The sequence below is a fragment of the Chitinophagales bacterium genome, assembly GCA_016787225.1.
Classification (GTDB): domain Bacteria; phylum Bacteroidota; class Bacteroidia; order Chitinophagales; family JADJOU01; genus CHPMRC01.
The window spans coordinates 156528-176612 of record JAEUUY010000006.1; the positions used below are offsets into that span (position 1 = coordinate 156528).

Here is a 20085-nt window from a genome sequence, read left to right on the forward strand (position 1 = left end):
CTACTAATTGTAGTGTTTAAATTATTTTTGCCTTAATTATCATTTTATGAATCGTATTTTTTTGCTATTTTTTTTATTTTTCTCATCGATTATGAACTCTCAAAACGCTAAACTGATTGATCGCGAACTTTTCTTTGGCAATCCCGAAATTTCAGGAAGTCAATTAAGCCCAGATGGCAAGTATGTGACCTTTCTCAAAGAATATGAAGGCATTATGAACCTATGGATTAAGAAATTTGATGAGCCTTTTGAAAAAGCGATACCCCTAACCAATCAAAAGCGACCTATGTATGGGTATTTTTGGACTGAGGATGCCAAATTTATCCTTTTTGTGCGCGACAACGATGGCGATGAAAATATGAACATATATGCTATTGATCCTTATGCAGGGAAATTGCCAGAAGCCAGAAACCTTACCCCTATGAAAGATATAACAGCCAATATACAAATGGTCAGCAAAAAAAGCCCTAATATTTTATACGTTGGCATTAATAATAGAGACAAAAAATGGCATGATTTATATAAATTAAATATCGCCAATGGACAGCTCGAGATGATCTATGAAAATAAAGAGCGCATCACTGACTTCAATTTTGACTGGGACGAAACACTCAGACTTCTGAGCAAAACAGATGAAAAAGGCAATACTGTAACATACAGAATAGATGCAGGAAATAAGTTAGAAGAAATATACAGCACCAACGTGAAAGAAGGCGCAGCATTTCTTATGTGGAACAAGGACAACACCCAAGTATATCTTGAGACAAATAAAGGAGATCTGGACTTGTCTGAGCTCTATCTAATGAATCCAAAAACAAAACAACTGACGTTAATAGAAAAAGACCCGAAAGGACAGGTAGACTTTGGTTCACTATTTGTCGATGATAATACCAGAGAAATAATTTATACTTCATACACGAATGATAAACGAATTCGATACTGGAAAAATAAAGCCTGGGAAGAAAATCATTCTTTTTTAGAAACTAAGTTTCCGGGTAGAGAAATTGGCTACGCAAGTTACACCAATGATTATAGCAAAATGCTTATTTCTACCTATGGAGATAAATATGTGCCGGAGGTATATTATTTTGACACTAAAACTCGTGAGCTCACCTTTCAGTATTGTCCTCGACCGAAATTAAAAGCAATAGAATCTGAATTGGTTGAAATGTTACCTATTAGCTATCCTAGTAGTGATGGAACTATTATCAACGGCTATTTATCTTATCCAAAAGGTGGCAAAAAAAATCTGCCTTTGATAGCTTTAATACATGGTGGACCCAAGGGCCCAAGAGATAACTGGGGATATAGCGCTGAGGTTCAGTTCCTCTGCAATCGTGGTTTTGCAGTATTTCAGCCCAACTTCCGCGCCAGCGGTGGCTATGGCAAAAAGTTTCTCAATGCTGGCGACAAGCAGTGGGGCAAACTCATGCAAGATGATATTACCTGGGGCGTAAAACACCTCATAACCAATCAAGTGGCCGATCCTAAAAAATTAGTGATTATGGGTGGTAGCTATGGAGGTTATGCTACATTAGCTGGTATTACTTTTACCCCAGATCTTTATGCTTGTGGCGTCGATATTGTAGGTCCTAGTAATATTTTCACACTTCTAGAGTCTATTCCTCCATACTGGGAAGCCGGCAGAGCAATGCTCTATGAAATGGTAGGCGACCCATCTACTGAAGATGGAAAAAAACTTATAAGACAAGCCAGTCCGCTTTTTCATGTAGATAAAATTGTGAAGCCTCTTCTAGTAATCCAAGGAGCAAACGACCCTAGAGTTAAACAAGCCGAAGCAGACCAAATCGTAATCGCACTAAGAGATAAGGGTAAAAAAGTTGACTATTTATTGGCCAAGGATGAAGGGCATGGTTTTTATAAGCCTCTTAATAGCAAAGCCATGTATGCTGGCATAGAAAAATTTCTATCCGAAGTTATCGGCACACCATATCAAAAAGATATGCCTCAAGATGTGGGAGAAAAACTAAAAGAGCTCACGGTTGATGTTTCCAAAGTAAAGTATGAAGTAAAAAAAGATTTAAAAGCCGAGAAAACCCTTCCGCCTATTGTGAATCCTCTGATTGAAATCAACCTTTCCTATGATGTTTTGCTAGAGGTTCAAGGTCAAAAAATACCTATGACCATGGTTCGATCCATTAAAAAAATAGGTAATGATTTCGAAGTAGAGGATATATCTAAAAGCCCTATGGGTGAGATGAAAGATAAATCTCTTATCTCCCCAGACTTTAAACTCAAAACCAGAACCATGTCACAGAATGGTCAAGATGCTACTTTTACCTTTACAGAAAATAGTTGTACTGGTAGTCTTATGGGAAAAACACTTGACATTAAGTGGGATGGTGCTACTATTTATGATGGCTCTATTCAAGATTTAATGATAGCGGGGTTGCCACTTGACGACGGATATTCTATCGTATGTAATATGCCCGATATTATGTCTGGTAAAGCTAAATTAGTTCAGATTAATTGCCTAGGTATGGATAATGGTATGCGCAAAGTGGAGATTATAAATACTGATAACGCTACAGATATTACGACCATGTGGATTGACACTAAATATAAACTTGCCAGAAAAATGACCGCCGTGATTCCAGCTATGGGTAATGCTTTGATGACGATAACGATGAAATAATCTAAGAATGATTTTAAGTGGAAAAGAAATAGAAAAAAGAATAGGCAGGGATATCATCATTAAGCCGTATAGCCCTTCCCAACTCAACCCCAATAGTTATAACCTTCGCCTGCATAATGAGCTGATGGTTTATGACAACTATGAGTTGGACATGAAAAAAGAAAATAAAGCCACAAAACTCCTTATTCCTGAAGACGGTTTATTGTTAGAACCCAACAAACTCTATCTGGGCAGAACCCTTGAATATACCGAAACCAAAGAACACGTACCTATGCTAGAAGGTAGAAGTTCTATTGGTAGATTAGGGATGTTTATTCATGTCACTGCCGGTTTTGGCGATGTCGGTTTTTCTGGCTTCTGGACTTTGGAGATATTTGTCATTCAACCTTTGCGAATTTATCCTGGTGTGGAAATTTGTCAAATTTACTATCATAGTATTGATGGGGAGTATGAACACTATAAAAGCGGCAAATACCAAAACAATAGCGAGATACAGCCAAGTTTGTTGTTTAAGGATTTTGAGAGGTAATTCACCTCCTGTGCTGAAGGCATTTCAATCTTGATCTCAAAGTTAAATTGGCGCGTTCTATTCGATTAGTACCATATCGAAGAGTAGAGTGAAGTTCGGTAGGTAGTGCACTTTTATAAAGATTTAATTTATCTGTATTAATTTTGCGAGCTTTAGACAATACCAAACTATCTGTGACCATGCGTATCTTAGATAAATTTCTTCGTCCAATACCATATCGAACTATTTTTTTTGATTCTCTTTCATAGGCGAGGACTATCCAATAGAGCCTCTCCTTTCTCTTAATAAAAATTCTCATACCAATAGCGGTTTTAAATGATCCAACCCATTTTAAAACCTTGCTATGGTAAATGCCGTAGCTGTATTTGTTTAGTGCAATGAGCCATGCGACATTGGACTATTACTAATACGCTTACGGTATCATTTCATCTACTTCGTAGATGCTATTGCTCAATAGCATAGGGAGGGAGATATTTTCAGAAATTGCAGATAATCTTCTATAGAAAGTATTCGTAGATATCTTATATTAACCTTATTGAAAGACATTACAAAATATAATGCCGACCTTGAATTTTCTTAGTGAGGAACGAACTTAGAAATATTCGGTTCGGTATAAGTAATCTAGCTATATTACGAACACCACAACCCTCCTTAATTAAGGCACATACATTATGACTTAAATAGGGATCATAAGCTTTGTAAGTATAAAAATTAAGAAGATACTTACCACAAGATTTACAATAAAACTTTTGCTTGCCAGTTTTCGTTTTTCCGTTTTTAATCAAGCTTTTACTTGAGCAATACGGACACTTCTGGGTATCAGTCAATCTGATACACGAGGTCATGAGTGTAGCCATAAATAATAGATTTTAGACATAAAAAAAGCGGAGACTTATACCAATTATAAAATTTATATAGTCCGAATGGTATTGGTATAATACCGACATACATTGAATTATGACAATCAATATGGGACTATTTACTATGTATCGTCGGTATTACCCAGCCTCCACCTTATAAAAACGACTGAATCCTACTTTTATTGCTGATTTTCAATCACTTGAAATTACAAAAATAACTTATCAGTCAATTTGATACATTACCATATTATAAGATTCTAATACGATGATTATTATTCAAGTCTAAAAATTTATTACAATCATCATAATATAGTTTAGAATTCTTTTTAAGTCGTCTATTGTGTTTAAAAAACTCCTTCAAATCTAATTTCTGATAACCTTTTAAGCGATAGTACTTATCCCGAGTAAAATCATAAGCTAGAAAGTAAAAACCAACATTAAGAAATTCATTGTTTTCGGCTCTTAATGAATCAATAGAATCTTTATATTCTAAAGGGCCTAATTTATTGTCAATTGTATCAATAAATTCTTTGGTTTTGCTGTCTACTAATAAAAAATATTTTGGTCTAAGATCTATTCGAGTTTTAATGATTACAATATCATTTTTTAAATTTAAACAATCGGAAAATTTGTAAATAGTTGTCAGATATTTTGATTCCTTATTGTCAATACCTAAATCCATCATTCGATATAAATCATAAACAATGGTAAACCTAGAATAAAGAGTTAAACGACCAGTGTCGATTTTTTTATCCCAACCATCCATATATGCAACCTGAGATATTAAGAGAAGTGGGAAAGTATTAAGAAAAGTTAGAATAATCCTTTTGTACATATTACTTAGTAATTTTTTTTCTCAAATCAGGATTATTGTATTCTCTTTGTCTTAAATCTGCTAGTTTGCCAGACGGATCATCGGGGCTGTGTCCATCGTAGGTACTATATTCAATCTTTCTGCCATAAAATTTTGGCAATAAATAATCATAGTATTCATAGAAGCTTCGTATATAATACTCTATATGCCCAAACTCATATGCTAGCTTCTCTCCTCTTGCCCCCTCGCTCTGTCAGGTGTTGCCACCTGACAATACTATAAACAAAATTATAGCAATCAAAATTAAGATTACAATATTTTTATCTCCACCCTATAAAAACGACTGAAACTTATTTTTATTTCTGAATTTCAATCAGTTGAAATCTCAAATATAACTTATCAGTCAGTTTGATACATTACCCATTACCCTCGTTTTCTATTCATATTTTACTCTCTTCCCATTTCTCGCCAATTCAATGGAGGCAAAGTATCAGGATAAGACAAGCCAAATTTTTCATAATCCTTATTCGTCAAAATCAACTGATTATTTGACGGGTCTTGTGGGCTGTATACAACTTGGAATGACTTACCAGTATAGTGATTTGTGTTGGCAGAATTTACAATATATTTTCCTTCATACTTTTCGTTGTTAATAAAAAAGAAGTAATCGAAGTGACCAATACCCTTGCCTCCTCCTTCATACTTTGTGATTTTAGCCATTGTGAAAATATACTCCTTTAGTAACTTTTTATCCTTATTTCCATAGTATATGTATCCGACTATAAAGAATATTGCAATAATTGCAAAGGGAATTAATTCATATTTTAAATTTCTTTTCATCTTTTGAATAATGTATCTGCTGCTTTTGTTACTGCTCCACTTGGTAAATCCCCCGTAAACTGCCCTCCAAAGCCAACAATTGACCAATCTAGCGCAGACATAAACGAAGAGATGTCTGTGCTTTTCTATCTTCATTCTCTTTAAATTAAGGCACAGAGACCGTCTTTGATAGCTATAGGGACTAATCTTCCTTTACTTCACCACTTTTGTTACATATTCTTCTAGCTCTCCCCGTTCCTTGATTTTTATATACTTTTCTAAATTCTTGTCCTTCTCTAGGGCGTTTTTATTGGCATTATAGAAATCTATAGCCGCTTCTATTCCTTTCATATTACCTTGTATTTTATTGTTTTCCTTATACTCTATCGCATATTTCGTCCAGCCATACATAAATATGACCATGAGTTCTGGATTGGTTTCCATGAAAGTTACTATCTCTGGCTTTATCTCGACGGTTACTGTAGGACTTCCCGTTATCCATGATATTATAAATCCATGTACAGCCTTCTCTTTTTCTTTATTTGAGTGTATGGGTGTAGCGAATATCCAGTCTATCGCTTTTATGACATCTTCTTCGTAATCTACATAGTCCTGTTTTTCTTTGAATTCATATTTTTCTGGCAGTTCGAATTCCTGACAAAACAGTTGAATATTTGATAATATGATAAGTGCTGTATAAATGTATTTTTTCATTGTTGTTATTTTACAATCAAAGATAGCTCTATTTTTATCTTATTGTTATAAATTATCATCAGATTTCACCTTTCCTTTAATTTTATTTCAATAATTGTTTTATCTTTACCATTCGATAAAAGTAATTATATGGAGCGACGATCCTTCTTAAAATTTATTTCCGCCACCACTGCCGTATCCGCTCTAGACAATAGTTTTGCTGCCGAACTACCTAAACTAAAACACTATCCTAGGCTATCTGAAATAGACTTTGAAGGGATTTCCTTTTCGAATGAAGACAATGTCATCTTAACCAAGGAGCTGAAATACGCTGTATTGATTAAATGGCAAGATCCCTTAAATGAAAAGGATAGTTTTGGTTTTAATAATGACTTTATCAATTTTGTCCCATTGGCTAAAAATGGCAATGAAGGTATCCTCTGGGTAAACCACGAATCTCCTGATAGATTGATGATCTTAGATAAAATGACTGACACGCCCACAAAAGAAGAAGTAGAAAAAGAAATGTATTCTGTGGGTGGTGCCCTTGTTCACATTAAGAAAAATACAAAAACAAATCAATGGGAATACCTAAAAAAGAGTCCCTACAATAGGCGATTTTCGGCTTTAACCTTAATTCCTTTTGCTAATAACGTGGAAATTTTAGGTAAAAATATCACTATGGGCACCTTAGGCAATTGCGCTGGTGGAAAGACCCCGTGGAACACTATTTTGACTTGTGAGGAGAATTATGATTTGTTTTATGGTGAAACGGTGCATAAAGATGGCACGACCAGCTTCCGTAAAAGTGAATTCGGTTGGGAAAATCATTTCGAAAACCCTCCTGAACATTACGGGTGGGTAGTAGAGATAAATCCCATAACAGGAGAGGCAAAAAAACATATTAGTATGGGTCGTATGGCTCATGAGTGTGCTACGACGACACGTTCGAAAAATGGTAAGGTCGTAGTTTATACCGGCGATGATACCAATGACGAACATTTATATAAGTTCATATCCGATTCTGAAGATAATCTAGACAAAGGAGTTTTATATGTAGCGAATTTAGAAAGAGGCGAGTGGATACCTCTGGACAAAGATCTTCATATGGAACTGAATAAACACTATTCTTCCCAGATAGAATTATTAATCCAAACTCGTGTCGCAGCTAAAATAGCGAATGCAACTCCTCTCGCCAGACCCGAAGATATCGAAATTCACCCAGTTTCTAAAGATGTCTTTGTGAGCTTGACCAACAATAAACCCAAGGGAAACTACCACGGATCCATCCTGAAAATTATGGAAGAAAACGCCGATGCAGGCTCTATGAAATTTAAACACGAATATTTTCTCACAGGAGGAGAAGAAAGTGGCTTCTCTTGCCCAGACAATCTCGCCTTCGATGATAAATACAACCTCTGGTTTACCTCCGATATAGCGGCTGGTTCACAAAAGAAGAAACAATATACTGCTTTTAAAAATAATGGCTTGTTTATGGTACCCGTATCAGGTAAAAATGCTGGGAAAGTCATTCAAATAGCCTCCGCGCCTAATGCCGCAGAGTTTACAGGTCCCTATTTTAGTCCTGATTATAAAACACTTTTTCTCAGCGTACAGCATCCTGGTGAAACATCAAAAGATAAGGATAATTTTTTAAGCCATTGGCCGATTGGCGGTAATAGTAAGCCCATTCCGGCGGTAATTCAGATTTCATTAAAATAAAAACAACTCTTAATTCTGGTTTTAATTTGACGTTACAAACTAAATACACTTGACAAAATATAAATATTTATTTAGTTTCTTTATCCCTGCAATCATTGGATTTTCTTTGTGGTCAAATTCTATATTTGTTTTTACTGCCCTTGTCTTTCTTTTCGGCATAATTCCTTTGTTAGAATTATTCTCTGTCGCCGATGATTCCAATTTTTCTGTAGAGCAAGAAGTCTCCGAAGGTTCATCTAAATTTTATGATTGGGTGGTTTATTTATTTCTTCCTTGTCAGTTTACATTAGTTTTTTATTTCCTTTTTACCATTGATAAAACAACAGAAACCTATTTAATCATCGGGAAAATCCTTTCTATGGGACTGGCTTGCGGTATTTTAGGCATCAATGTCGCGCACGAACTAGGTCATCGAGTTTCTTGGTATGAAAAAGCTATGAGTCAAGCTTTGTTATTGACATCGATGTATATGCATTTCTTTATTGAGCACAATTATGGTCATCATCAAAATGTGTCGACCGACATGGACCCCGCTTCTGCTAAACGGGGTGAGTCTCTTTATGTCTTTCACCTTCGATCGATATTTACTGGTTATATTTCAGCGTGGAAAATTCAAGCTGAACTTCTTAAGCGCAAGGGTGCTATGTTTTTTTCTTTTCAAAACAAAATGATCTGGTTTTCGCTCATTCAGCTTGGTTTTTTATGTTTTATCTATTTGGTATTTGGCGTTAAAACACTGCTAGCATATTTAGCCGCTGCGTTTATCGGTGTTTTTCTTTTAGAAACAGTGAACTATATTGAACATTACGGACTTCGAAGAAAACTAAAGCCAAGTGGTCATTATGAAAGAACTATGCCCGCCCACTCTTGGAATTCAAATCATCCTATTGGAAGAATTTTGCTATTCGAGCTCTCACGTCATTCTGATCATCATTATATAGCGACACGAAAATATCAAATTTTACGACATTTTGATGATAGCCCACAAATGCCTACCGGCTATCCTGGCATGATGTTATTAAGCACCATTCCTCCTTTGTGGTTTTTTCTGATTCACAAACGACTCGACACCTATAAAAATCAAAAATTTCAATCTTTACTAGGATAGTTGTATTTTACAATTATGGAAGAAAAAACACAAAATTCTATTTTTTATGACCAAAAACTGTTTTTCTCCAGTCAAAAAACTAAAGACATTGACTTTAGAAAGCACCAATTGAAAAAACTAAAGTCCGCCATTTTGGCAAATGAGGATGATATTTATACAAACCTATTTTTAGACCTACATAAATCTAAGCAAGAAAGTTTTTTTACAGAGGTTGGATTGGTTTTAAACGAAATTGATTTATTCATTTCCAAACTTAATTCTTGGTCTTCAGAAAAATCCGTTTTTTCCCCTTTTTATTTATTGCCTTCTCGTAGTTATATCCAATACGACCCTCTTGGTATTTGTCTCATTATTGTTCCATTTAACTATCCCTTTCAGCTAGCATTTTTACCACTGGTTGCCGCTATTGGTGCAGGAAACTGCGCTACTGTAAAGGGATCCGAACACACCCCTCATACGAATAAAGTTATTCATAAGATAATATCTACTTGTTTCGACTCCAACTATGTCTGTTTTATAGAAGGAGATAAAGCTGTCAGTGAGGAACTAGTGAGGCTTCCTTTTGATTTGATTTTTTTTACTGGTAGCACTACTGTTGGGAAAAAAGTCATGGCTGCAGCAGCAGAAAATCTAACCCCAGTTATCTTAGAACTGGGAGGAAAAAGTCCTTGTATAGTAGATAAAACGGCTAACTTAACTCTAGCAGCTCGACGTATTGCTTGGGGAAAGTTCATCAATGCCGGGCAAACCTGCATTGCGCCCGATTATCTAATCGTACACAACGATATTGTTGGTGATTTTCTACCTATTCTTACATCTGAGATTGAAAAGTTTTATACCAATGATAGCGCAGAATCTCCTTTCTATGGCAGGATTATCAACGATATTGCTTGGGAGAGATTAAAAAGAATGCTAAATGAAAATGAAATTTATTATGGTGGTAAGTCTGATATATCTAACCTGTATATTTCTCCCACGATTCTATATCCTATTAGTCCTGATAGCCTTTCTATGTCCCAGGAAATTTTCGGCCCTATTTTACCTGTTCTTATCTATGAAAATGATAGGGATCTTGAATCCCTATATCCCAAAGAAAAGCCTTTATCGCTTTATGTTTTTGGTTCATCTTCTTGGGCTAGAAAAATTTTGGCTCGTTTTCCATCTGGTGGAGCATGTGTAAATGATACGGTAATTCATTTTTCAAATAAAAATTTACCCTTTGGTGGTGTTGGTGCCAGCGGTATGGGACATTACCATGGCAAAGCTGGTTTTCTTGCTTTCTCTCATTCCCGCGGTATTGTGCGATCCTACAATTGGATTGATTTGACTTTTCGATATCCTCCATATAAACTTTTCAACTGGATAAAAGGTGTTTTCCGTTTTTGACTATAGCTAATCAATTATTAGCAACATATTATACCTAACCTAATATTTATAATACCTTTTTAGAATATCTCAGATGTTTCGCAAATGAGCTTAGATGTTGAACTTTGGGGATCGCCCATAACGGAGAAGCCGTAAAAATTGCGACGGAAGAGCGTAAAAATTTCAAGAGGAGGAACGACGAAATTTGAAATTTTAGCTCAGAGGAAGACAATTTTAGGCTTCGCAGTGTTAGGGCTTGACTTTTTTTGTTACTTTTTTGCCTTGACGCAAAAAAGTAAAGAAAATAGAATAAACGTAGATGGCATGCTGAGAAAGCATTTGCGAATTAAGTATGATATTCTATACCTTTTAAACTTTTTACGTTTAATTTTCTTATTAACAAACCTATCTTTGCACTTCTAATAACTATGCCGCTTTATTATTCTCTAGGTCTTATGTCGGGTTCATCTTTGGATGGTCTTGATATTTGTTATTCTTCTATAGAGGTGTCAGATGATAAATATTCTTATAAAATTCTCTCTGGGACTACTATACCTTTTTCTTCTTCTCTTTATCTTCAATTAAAAAATTGTCGCGACCTATCAGAGGAGAATTTAGCTCTTCTTGACCATAATTTTGGTCAATGGATGGGTAAACAATGCAAAGAATTTATAGCGAAAAAGAATATTATAAAACTCGATTTCATAAGTTCACACGGACATACAGCTTTTCATTTCCCCGATAAAGGTATCACGAAACAAATAGGTTCTGGTCAATCCTTGGCCGTTTCTTCTGGTTATCGCACGATTACCAATCTTCGAGAACGCGATGTATCAGCTGGTGGTCAAGGAGCCCCCATTGTTCCAATTTGTGATTTGCTTTTTTTTCCAGAGATAAAATATTGTCTCAATCTGGGTGGTATTATGAATATTTCCATAAAACAAGAGGAATCTATTATTTCCTCTGATATTGGTGTTTGTAATCAGGTGATTAATTTTTTTGCCGAAAAGCTTGGTTTCTCTTATGATAAAAACGGCGAGCTAGCTAAAAAAGGTAATATTAATCAGAATTTACGAAACTCGTTGAACCAGGTTTCGTTTTTTCATTCCCCTTTTCCTAAGAGTTTAGACAATAGTTTTTCACAAGAAATAATTGCTATCTGTGAAAAAAGCAAACTATCTGAATACGATATCCTGAGAACATTTTACCAGCATATTGTTGATCAAATTTTATTTTTTATCCCAGACTCTCGCTCTATATTAATTACTGGAGGCGGTGCTCATAACGTCTTTCTTTTAGAATTATTAAAAGAAAAAGGATTAAACCTCCTATCCATCGATAGTCATCTAATAGATTACAAAGAAGCCTTGGCTATGTCCTTGATCGGTGTTCGATTTTTAGAGAATAAATTCAACGTTTTGGCTTCTGTGACTGGTGCAAGAGAAAATACAATTTGCGGAAATATTTATAACCCTTAATATAAAATTTTAAACATGTTTGACATTCTATCTAAATTCAGTGAAATCAAAGAAAGAGCTGCTAAGTTGAAAGAAACCGTACAAGAAAAATCTTTCACAATTTCTGATGAAAAACAATTAGTGACTATAACCACAAATGGTAAAAAAGATATTACTTCTCTTTCTCTACACGATGATTTTTCTAAATTATCTAAGTCTGACCAAGAAATTATTTTGAAAGAAACCCTTCAAAAGTCACTAAAAGAATCAGAATCCTTTATTATCAGTGAATTAAAAAAGGTTGTACCTGATATACCAGGAATGAATATTTTCGGTTAATATGCGTGGACAAAATATGGATTTATATAAAGAAATTAACATGGCCTGTTGAGCTTTGAATTTTGTAGTTATTTTTCCCCTATTCTTTGCATTAGTATGTTAACTTTTTTATCTCTAACTCACAATTAACGAAATAAAACTTATTCTTATTTATTTAATTCACATTTGTATATAACCTTCTCTTATAATTTAATTATCAATATTTTAATTTTTAATACTTTGTTGAATAACTTATTTATTTTGTTCCTTATGAAAAAGTCAATAGTTAAAACAAGAAATTATCCATAAATACACACTCCTAATAATAATACCTAATTTTTCTTATTTAAAAAAATAAATTATTTTTATTGTATAGCTTGTTAATTTTGTCCAATGAAATTTTTTTTTATCCTTTTCTTCATCGTTATGTCGAACTCGTTTACTGCTCAGGATTGGTTTACCAATCAATTACAACAGCCACGTGTTGCTTCAGCCAATATGAAAAAATATACAACAATAGAAACATGGTTTATAGATAAGAATATAAAATTTCCATCTAATAGAATTTTTTGGAGAGCGTTTAAATGGAATAAAGTGCTTGAGCTATGGGCTTTCTCTGGAGATAGCGGTAAATATATAATGATAAAATCGCTACCTATATGTGAAACTATCGGTGACTTAGGTCCTAAGAGAAAGCAAGGAGATTTACAAATACCAGAGGGATTTTATACCATTGAAAATTTTAATCCTCAAAGTAAATATCATCTTTCATTAAAAGTTTCTTATCCAAATAAAAGTGATAGCATATTAGGGGCACAGGGTGAATTAGGAGGAGATATATATATACATGGTGGTTGTGAGACTATTGGTTGCCTACCTATGACAGATGATTTAATTGAATCCATTTATTTAATTAACCTCTATTCGAAATCTGTCGGTCAAGAAGTTATTCCTATTCATATTTTTCCTACTAAGTTATCAGTAAATAATTTTAATAAAATGAAGAAGGATTATTTTAGTGGTAGACTAGATATTTTAGATTTCTGGACTAATTTAAAGGAGGGATATGACTATTTCGATAGAAAAAGACAGTTGCCTACCATAGAGATAGATGATAGTGGTAAATATTTATTTTTCTAGTATGTTAGTTTTTAATTTTATAAAGTCAAAACATAAAAAGCAAGTATTAGAACTGATAAATAAAAGAGATTTATCTAGATATGTAAGGAAACGTTGTGGAAATAGAACGGTAAATATATGTTATAATTTTCTTTCTAGTAAAGATCAAATAAAGATGAATAGGGATTTTAAAAATCATAATTACAATACTGATATATTAACATTCGATGTATCTAATAATGATTGTGAATTAACTGGAGATGTTTATATCTCTATAAAGCAAGTTAGGAAGAATGCAAAAAGATACCAAGTTTCTTTAAAAGACGAAATTAATAGGGTTTTAATTCATGGTTTTTTACACCTATCTGGATTTAATGACGAAACAAAAAATGAAAAGAAAGAGATGAGAAAGCAAGAAGATAAATTTTTGAATTATTTAAAGAAAAGATGTTCCACGTGGAACATGTGCGATAATCATTATTAAAGTAAATTAAACGTTCCACGTGGAACATATAAAAATATGTTTGATAAATATGATGTCATAGTAGTAGGTGCAGGGCATGCAGGTTGTGAAGCAGCTTATGCAGCAGCTACTATTGGTAAAAAGACCTTACTCGTCACAATGAATATGCAAGTCATCGGACAGATGTCTTGTAACCCTGCCATGGGTGGCGTAGCAAAAGGACAAATTGTAAAAGAAATAGATGCTCTAGGAGGTATGTCTGGAATCATTTCAGATAAATCTATGATTCAATTTCGTATGCTTAATAGAAGTAAGGGACCAGCAATGTGGAGTCCGAGAACTCAAAATGATAGAAATCTATTTGCTTCATTATGGCGGTATAGTTTAGAAAACACTCCTAATCTTGATATCTATCAGGAAATGGTTTCTGGACTTATTGTCAAAGGTGATAGAGTTTGTGGAGTCAAAACACAATTGGGTATTGAGATAGAATCTCCGTCCGTTGTTCTTACAAACGGAACTTTTTTAAATGGTTTAATTCATATAGGTGATAAACAATTTGGTGGTGGTAGAGCTGCTGAATCAAGAGCAACGGGAATTACTGAACAACTCCTTTCTTTAGGCTTTGAAAGTGGTAGAATGAAGACAGGAACCCCCCCGAGAATTGATGGAAGGAGTTTAGATTATACAAAAATGGAAATTCAGGATGGTGATCCTATTATAGACGGATTTTCTTTTATGAATATAGAAAAGCCTAAAGAGCAGCGATGTTGCTGGATAACCTACACCAATGATAAAGTCCACGAGGCTCTTAAAGAAGGATTTGATAGAAGTCCTATGTTCAATGGAAGTATCGAAGGAGTAGGGCCACGATATTGCCCAAGTATCGAAGATAAGATTAATCGCTTTGAGGACAAAGAAAGACACCAGATTTTTGTAGAGCCTGAAGGCTGGAATACAAATGAAATATATGTAAATGGATTCTCTACATCATTGCCTTATGATGTGCAGTTTAAAGCTTTACGTTTAGTACCAGGATTCGAAAATGCTAAAATGTATCGGCCGGGATATGCTATAGAGTATGACTATTTTCCTCCTATGCAGTTGGATAATTCTCTTCAGACGAAATTAATCAAGGGTCTTTATTTTGCAGGACAAATAAATGGAACGACGGGCTATGAGGAAGCAGGTGGTCAAGGACTCATTGCAGGAATAAACGCTACTAGATTTTTAGATGATAGAGAACCTCTTGTGCTTAAAAGAGATGAGAGTTATATAGGGGTATTAATCGATGACCTGGTTCATAAAGGTACGGATGAGCCTTATCGAATGTTTACCAGTAGAGCCGAGTATAGAATTTTATTAAGAGGTGACAGTGCGGATCAGCGCTTGACACCGATAGGGAGAGAGCTTGGATTGGCCAGCCAAGAGAGGATAGCAAATTATGAAAAACGCAAAGAGGAAATAAGTAAATGTATATCTTTATTCGGAGAGATCAAACTCAATCCAGATGAAGTTCGCCCAGTACTCGAAAAAACAAATTCCACGGAGCTCAAACAGCAAATGCCTCTAGGAATGATTCTCACTCGTCCTGAGCTGGGTATCGAAGATTTTATGGAGATAGAAAAGGTCAAACAAGCTTTTGAAAAGTTTTCTGCTTCGGCACTAGAATCAGCCGTCATCGAACATAAATATCAGGGTTATATAGCCAAGGAAAAAGACACCGCCCAGAAGTCGCTTAACCTTGAGGGGCTCATTATTCCAGAGAGTTTTAATTATGAAAAAGTGAATTCACTATCCACGGAGTCTCGTCAGAAATTATCTAAGATAAGACCTAAAACCCTAGGAGCCGCTAAGCGCATATCCGGAATTAATCCTAGTGATATCGCTATATTGATGGTGCATATTGGGAGATAGCCTTTCTTGGTTTTAGTTATAAAATACTGATTTTCAATGTCTGATGAGAGAAAATATTTATTTAAAACTATTTTGATAATTATCTACCTTAGCCACAACATAAATTAGAACCAATGAAACAGATTTTAGACACGCCATCCCCGGCGACACTAGAAGATTTAAAGCTTTTATCCGATGATTTAGATCTTAAAATTCCACCCAAAGTATTAGATAAAAATCTCCTTATTGCCACTTGGAACATTCGTGGTTTTGGAGATATCACTGAAAAGGAGCGCTCTGCTGCCAATGATAGCCCCAAAAGAGATTTTCATTCTTTGCTCTGCATTGCAGAAATCATCAAACGATTTGATGTGATAGCCATTCAAGAAATCAAAGGCAATCTGAAATCTCTTAGAGATTTGATGAAGGTTCTAGGTGAACATTGGGCGTTTATCATTACGGATGTCAATCGCGGCGATGCAGGCAATGATGAACGCATGGGTTATATTTTCGATATGCGTAGAGTGAAAATGTCTGGCTTGGCATGTGAACTGGTTGTGCCACAAGAATGGATGAAAATTGCCTCCGAAGATGCGCTGACAGAACAATTCGTGCGCTCACCCTATGGAGTAAGCTTTAAATCAAACCATCAAACATTCATATTGGTCACACTGCACATACTCTATGGCAAAGCTTCTAAAGATAGAATCAAGGAGCTGAAAGGCATAGCAAAATGGATGGCAGACTGGGCAAAAAATGTCAATGTCTTTCACCAAAATTTAATTTGTCTTGGCGATTTTAATATAGAAAAGAGAGGCGATTTATTAAATGATACTTTTATTTCGGAAGGTTTGTTTATCCCCAAAGAGCTACAAAACGAAACCGTCACACGCTCTATCTTTGATGAAACGAAGTATTATGATCAGATAGCTTGGTTTAATAATGCTAAAAAAGTTCCCAATCTATCTATGACTTATAAAACGGGAGGCAATTATGATTTTGTAGGCAAGGCCCTCGCCAATCGAAAATTAGCTAAACAAGCACTATCCTTTATGATGTCAGACCATTACCCGCTATGGGTGGAGTTTAAGTTGTGATGAAGATTGTTAATTAGAATTATCCCTTTCCCATCAAACCCTTCACCTCCACTTCACTCAGATTTCTCCATTTCCCTATCTTGAGGTTTCCTAGTGCTATGTGCATAATGCGCACACGCTGGAGCTCATAAACGGTATAGCCTAGCTTGGAGCACATTTTGCGGATTTGGCGGTTGAGGCCTTGGGTCAGGGTTATTTTGAAGCTATGCTTGGATAGCACTTTAACCTTGCAGGGCTTGACCTTGACGCCATCGATATACATGGTGCCAGCACTCATAAGTCGTGCGAAGTCAGGCTGAATGGTTTGCCGGACATAGACGAGATATTCTTTTTCGTGATAGTTTTCTTCCCGCAAGATATGATTTACGATATCGCCATCGTCGGTGAGCAAGATAAGTCCGCTGCTATCTTTGTCTAGCCGTCCTATCGGATATATACGATTGGGGTGATTGATAAAATCGATAATATTGGTTTTGTCCTTGAGATCGGTGGTGCTGGTTATGCCGATAGGTTTATTAAAAGCGATATAAGTAAATTTCTTTTTTGGCTTAAGGTGCAGTCCATCCACACGTACCTCGTCGCCGTCATAAACGAGGTCAGATTTCATAGCCAAGCGACCATTGATCATTACCCGACCATCGTCGATCAGCACATCGGCCTCTCTCCGTGAGCAGTATCCCGACGAACCTATATATTTATTGATGCTGACCGACATAAGTTCTGCAAAACTAAGGTAGATTAAACAAATAAGGTTTTATTTCGCCTCCAAAACGCGAAGGCACAAAGAGCTCCACACCTTAACTCTGTGTAACTCATAGAAAACTCTGTGAATCTCTGTGTATAACACAAAACCTCACAGAAAACTAACTCAAATTGTCTCTATTTTTCCTACATTCGCTCTTCAAAATTTTTCAGTGGAGTCCAATTATATTTTACACATTTCAAAAGAAATATCCATTTCAGAGCGTCAAGTCCAGCAGGTATCATTATTGGTGGACGAAGGCTGCACCATTCCCTTTATCGCACGTTATCGAAAAGAAGCTACAGGCAATCTCGACGAGGTGCAAATAGCCGACGTCGTAGAAAAAATCGCCTATTATACCGAGCTAGACAAACGCAAAATCGCCATACTCAAAAGTATCGATGAACAAGGGAAACTAACCCCCGAGCTCCAATCCAAAATTGAAGGTTGCATGAACGCCACCATATTGGAGGATATTTATTTGCCTTATAAACCAAAGCGCAAAACACGAGCGACAATGGCTATCGAAAAAGGCCTCGAACCCTTGGCAAAAAAGATATATGAACAAGAGAATTTTGACACCGTATCGGAAGCAGAAAAATTTATTAACGAACAGGTAAAAGATAGCAACGAAGCACTCCAAGGCGCTAGAGACATAATAGCAGAATGGATAACCGAAGATGCGCGCGCCAGAAATATCATACGAAAGCATTTCGCAGATGGCGCTATTTTGAGTTCCAAAGTTGTTTCCACCAAAAAAGAAACGGAAGAAGCTCAGAAATACCGCGACTATTTCAAATTTGACGAACCGCTGGCGAAATGTCCATCACATAGATTGCTGGCTATTCGCCGAGCAGAAAAAGAAGGCATATTGGCTATGGATATTAGTATTTCCCCAGAAATAGCCGAAGCTAGCCTCAAGCATATTTTTATCAAAAACCAAACTCCTGCCGCCGATCATGTGGCTGAGGCTATAGAAGATGGTTATGCCAGATTATTAAAATTGCAAATCGAAACAGAATTTAGACTTTCAAGCAAGCAAAAAGCAGATGAAGAAGCCATCAATGTATTCTCCGAAAACCTTCGCCAGTTATTATTGGCGTCACCTCTAGGTCAGAAAAGAGTAATGGCGATAGACCCGGGATTCCGAACAGGATGCAAGGTTGTGTGTCTCGACAAGTATGGCAGTTTTCTCAAATATGAAACTATATTTCCCCATGCTCCCCAAAACCAATGGAGCGAAGCCAAAAACATGCTCATGCATCTGGTGGATAAATATGATATTGAAGCCATTGGTTATGGCAATGGCACTGCCAGCAAAGAAACAGAAGCCTTAGTTCGCAGTATCGATTTTGGTAAAGATGTTTCTATCTTTATGGTCAATGAAAGTGGCGCATCTATTTATTCGGCGAGCGAAGTAGCGCGCGAAGAATTTCCCAACGAAGATGTGACCGTCCGAGGTTCTATCAGTATAGGTCGTCGATTGCTGGATCCCTTGAGTGAGCTAGTAAAAATTGACCCTAAGAGTATCGGCGTAGGTCAGTATCAGCATGATGTCAATCAACCCAAACTCAAGGCTTCCCTAGATGCGGTAGTGGAGAGTTGTGTAAATTTTGTAGGCGTAGATGTCAATTCTGCTAGTAAACATCTCTTGTCTTATGTGTCAGGATTAACGGCCTCTACTGCCAAGAATATTGTCGAGTATCGAGTATCGAATGGTGCATTCAAAACCCGTCAGGAATTGAAAAAAGTGGCCTTGCTTGGAACTAAGGCTTTTGAACAATGTGCAGGATTTTTGAGAATACCGAAAGCGGCAAACCCTTTGGATAATAGTTCGGTACATCCAGAAAGCTACCATATCGTAGAAAAAATGGCTAAGGATCAAGGCTGTAGTATAGCAGAACTTATTCAAAATAAAGAAATAAGAGAGAAAATCAAACCTAGTGCCTATATTTCAGATACAACAGGACTATTTACCTTGAATGATATTTTAAAGGAACTCGAAAAACCAGGTCGCGACCCTCGTTCGCCTATTGAGGAGTTTCGATTTGCTGACGGAATTTCTACTATTGATGATTTGCGAGAAGGAATGACCCTGCCTGGGATAGTAACCAATATCACTAAATTTGGCGCGTTTGTCAATATTGGGGTTAAGCAAGATGGCATGGTGCACATCTCACAGATGAGCCACAATTTCATCTCGGATCCCAATGAGGTAGTCAAGCTGGGTCAAAAAGTGATGGTGTCGGTAACAGAAGTAGATATCGCTCGCAATCGTGTCTCTCTATCGATGAAAGGTGAAAACCAAAAATCGAATTATCAAACTTCAACTAAAACCAATAAGACTGTGCAGAAGAAAAAAGATGAGCCGGTAGATGATTTTCAGGCTAAACTATTAGCATTGAAAAACAAGTTGAAGTAATTTTT

At 36.0% G+C, this 20085-nt stretch carries 19 protein-coding genes; 12 read left to right on the forward strand and 7 right to left on the reverse strand.

Translation table 11 applies throughout. The features are described from left to right. Window positions 1-46: 46 nt before the first annotated feature. Both JNL75_01585 and JNL75_01590 read left to right on the forward strand, forming a co-directional pair. A complete protein-coding gene (locus tag JNL75_01585; protein MBL7788507.1) occupies window positions 47-2656 on the forward strand; it encodes a S9 family peptidase in 2610 nt (869 codons plus the stop codon). 7 nt (window positions 2657-2663) lie between these two features. Then, complete coding sequence (locus JNL75_01590) at window positions 2664-3185, forward strand: dCTP deaminase (protein ID MBL7788508.1); 522 nt, start codon at window positions 2664-2666, stop codon at window positions 3183-3185. A 1-nt stretch (window position 3186) separates the two neighbouring features. Here the strand turns inward: JNL75_01590 and JNL75_01595 are convergent, their stop codons facing one another. The 6 genes from JNL75_01595 to JNL75_01620 form a co-directional block, all read right to left on the reverse strand. After that, a complete protein-coding gene (locus tag JNL75_01595; protein MBL7788509.1) occupies window positions 3187-3483 on the reverse strand; it encodes a hypothetical protein in 297 nt (98 codons plus the stop codon). Window positions 3484-3730: 247 nt separating this feature from the next. Then, window positions 3731-4042, reverse strand: coding sequence for an IS1 family transposase (locus tag JNL75_01600; GenBank protein ID MBL7788510.1), 312 nt, complete (start codon window positions 4040-4042; stop codon window positions 3731-3733). Window positions 4043-4292: 250 nt separating this feature from the next. Next, the gene (locus JNL75_01605; protein ID MBL7788511.1) at window positions 4293-4811 is read right to left on the reverse strand and encodes a hypothetical protein; all 519 of its coding nucleotides are present in this window, start codon (window positions 4809-4811) and stop codon (window positions 4293-4295) included. A 70-nt stretch (window positions 4812-4881) separates the two neighbouring features. After that, a complete protein-coding gene (locus JNL75_01610) occupies window positions 4882-5019 on the reverse strand; it encodes a hypothetical protein (protein ID MBL7788512.1) in 138 nt (45 codons plus the stop codon). Window positions 5020-5306: 287 nt separating this feature from the next. Next, window positions 5307-5699 carry a hypothetical protein gene (locus JNL75_01615; GenBank protein ID MBL7788513.1) on the reverse strand — a complete coding sequence of 131 codons (393 nt, stop codon included), beginning with the start codon at window positions 5697-5699 and terminating at the stop codon, window positions 5307-5309. Window positions 5700-5891: 192 nt separating this feature from the next. After that, window positions 5892-6392, reverse strand: a complete 501-nt coding sequence (locus JNL75_01620; protein ID MBL7788514.1) for a hypothetical protein — start codon at window positions 6390-6392, stop codon at window positions 5892-5894. 129 nt (window positions 6393-6521) lie between these two features. Here JNL75_01620 and JNL75_01625 point away from each other — a divergent pair, with 129 nt between their 5' ends. The 9 genes from JNL75_01625 to JNL75_01665 all read left to right on the forward strand — a co-directional run bounded on the left by JNL75_01625 (window position 6522) and on the right by JNL75_01665 (window position 16916). Next, window positions 6522-8093, forward strand: a complete 1572-nt coding sequence (locus JNL75_01625) for a DUF839 domain-containing protein (GenBank protein MBL7788515.1) — start codon at window positions 6522-6524, stop codon at window positions 8091-8093. Window positions 8094-8142: 49 nt separating this feature from the next. Then, window positions 8143-9201: an alkane 1-monooxygenase gene (locus tag JNL75_01630; GenBank protein MBL7788516.1), complete on the forward strand. Its 1059-nt coding sequence runs from the start codon at window positions 8143-8145 to the stop codon at window positions 9199-9201. Between the two features lie 108 nt (window positions 9202-9309). Then, window positions 9310-10587: an aldehyde dehydrogenase family protein gene (locus JNL75_01635; GenBank protein MBL7788517.1), complete on the forward strand. Its 1278-nt coding sequence runs from the start codon at window positions 9310-9312 to the stop codon at window positions 10585-10587. Window positions 10588-11021: 434 nt separating this feature from the next. Further along, window positions 11022-12044 carry an anhydro-N-acetylmuramic acid kinase gene (locus JNL75_01640; GenBank protein MBL7788518.1) on the forward strand — a complete coding sequence of 341 codons (1023 nt, stop codon included), beginning with the start codon at window positions 11022-11024 and terminating at the stop codon, window positions 12042-12044. Between the two features lie 15 nt (window positions 12045-12059). After that, window positions 12060-12362 carry a YbaB/EbfC family nucleoid-associated protein gene (locus tag JNL75_01645; protein ID MBL7788519.1) on the forward strand — a complete coding sequence of 101 codons (303 nt, stop codon included), beginning with the start codon at window positions 12060-12062 and terminating at the stop codon, window positions 12360-12362. Window positions 12363-12734: 372 nt separating this feature from the next. Further along, window positions 12735-13481: a hypothetical protein gene (locus tag JNL75_01650; GenBank protein ID MBL7788520.1), complete on the forward strand. Its 747-nt coding sequence runs from the start codon at window positions 12735-12737 to the stop codon at window positions 13479-13481. Window position 13482: 1 nt separating this feature from the next. After that, the gene (gene ybeY / locus JNL75_01655; GenBank protein ID MBL7788521.1) at window positions 13483-13944 is read left to right on the forward strand and encodes an rRNA maturation RNase YbeY; all 462 of its coding nucleotides are present in this window, start codon (window positions 13483-13485) and stop codon (window positions 13942-13944) included. 36 nt (window positions 13945-13980) lie between these two features. After that, entirely contained in the window at window positions 13981-15840 is a 1860-nt protein-coding gene (mnmG, locus tag JNL75_01660) for a tRNA uridine-5-carboxymethylaminomethyl(34) synthesis enzyme MnmG (protein ID MBL7788522.1), read from the forward strand. A 113-nt stretch (window positions 15841-15953) separates the two neighbouring features. After that, window positions 15954-16916, forward strand: a complete 963-nt coding sequence (locus tag JNL75_01665) for an endonuclease/exonuclease/phosphatase family protein (protein MBL7788523.1) — start codon at window positions 15954-15956, stop codon at window positions 16914-16916. A gap of 19 nt (window positions 16917-16935) precedes the next feature. Here JNL75_01665 and JNL75_01670 read toward each other — a convergent pair whose 3' ends face one another. Further along, a complete protein-coding gene (locus JNL75_01670; protein ID MBL7788524.1) occupies window positions 16936-17631 on the reverse strand; it encodes a pseudouridine synthase in 696 nt (231 codons plus the stop codon). Between the two features lie 199 nt (window positions 17632-17830). Here JNL75_01670 and JNL75_01675 point away from each other — a divergent pair, with 199 nt between their 5' ends. Continuing rightward, window positions 17831-20080 carry an RNA-binding transcriptional accessory protein gene (locus tag JNL75_01675; GenBank protein ID MBL7788525.1) on the forward strand — a complete coding sequence of 750 codons (2250 nt, stop codon included), beginning with the start codon at window positions 17831-17833 and terminating at the stop codon, window positions 20078-20080. Window positions 20081-20085 lie beyond the last annotated feature (5 nt).

Bases quoted from the DNA above. Each gene is read 5' to 3' on its own strand.
- JNL75_01650 (MBL7788520.1), top strand. From the start codon at position 12,735: ATGAAATTTTTTTTTATCCTTTTCTTCATCGTTATGTCGAACTCGTTT.
- JNL75_01620 (MBL7788514.1), bottom strand. From the start codon at position 6,392: ATGAAAAAATACATTTATACAGCACTTATCATATTATCAAATATTCAA.
- JNL75_01605 (MBL7788511.1), bottom strand. From the start codon at position 4,811: ATGGATGGTTGGGATAAAAAAATCGACACTGGTCGTTTAACTCTTTAT.
- JNL75_01640 (MBL7788518.1), top strand. From the start codon at position 11,022: ATGTCGGGTTCATCTTTGGATGGTCTTGATATTTGTTATTCTTCTATA.
- ybeY (MBL7788521.1), top strand. From the start codon at position 13,483: ATGTTAGTTTTTAATTTTATAAAGTCAAAACATAAAAAGCAAGTATTA.
- JNL75_01615 (MBL7788513.1), bottom strand. From the start codon at position 5,699: ATGAAAAGAAATTTAAAATATGAATTAATTCCCTTTGCAATTATTGCA.
- JNL75_01595 (MBL7788509.1), bottom strand. From the start codon at position 3,483: ATGAGAATTTTTATTAAGAGAAAGGAGAGGCTCTATTGGATAGTCCTC.
- JNL75_01600 (MBL7788510.1), bottom strand. From the start codon at position 4,042: ATGGCTACACTCATGACCTCGTGTATCAGATTGACTGATACCCAGAAG.
- JNL75_01645 (MBL7788519.1), top strand. From the start codon at position 12,060: ATGTTTGACATTCTATCTAAATTCAGTGAAATCAAAGAAAGAGCTGCT.
- mnmG (MBL7788522.1), top strand. From the start codon at position 13,981: ATGTTTGATAAATATGATGTCATAGTAGTAGGTGCAGGGCATGCAGGT.
- JNL75_01670 (MBL7788524.1), bottom strand. From the start codon at position 17,631: ATGTCGGTCAGCATCAATAAATATATAGGTTCGTCGGGATACTGCTCA.
- JNL75_01585 (MBL7788507.1), top strand. From the start codon at position 47: ATGAATCGTATTTTTTTGCTATTTTTTTTATTTTTCTCATCGATTATG.
- JNL75_01625 (MBL7788515.1), top strand. From the start codon at position 6,522: ATGGAGCGACGATCCTTCTTAAAATTTATTTCCGCCACCACTGCCGTA.
- JNL75_01665 (MBL7788523.1), top strand. From the start codon at position 15,954: ATGAAACAGATTTTAGACACGCCATCCCCGGCGACACTAGAAGATTTA.
- JNL75_01590 (MBL7788508.1), top strand. From the start codon at position 2,664: ATGATTTTAAGTGGAAAAGAAATAGAAAAAAGAATAGGCAGGGATATC.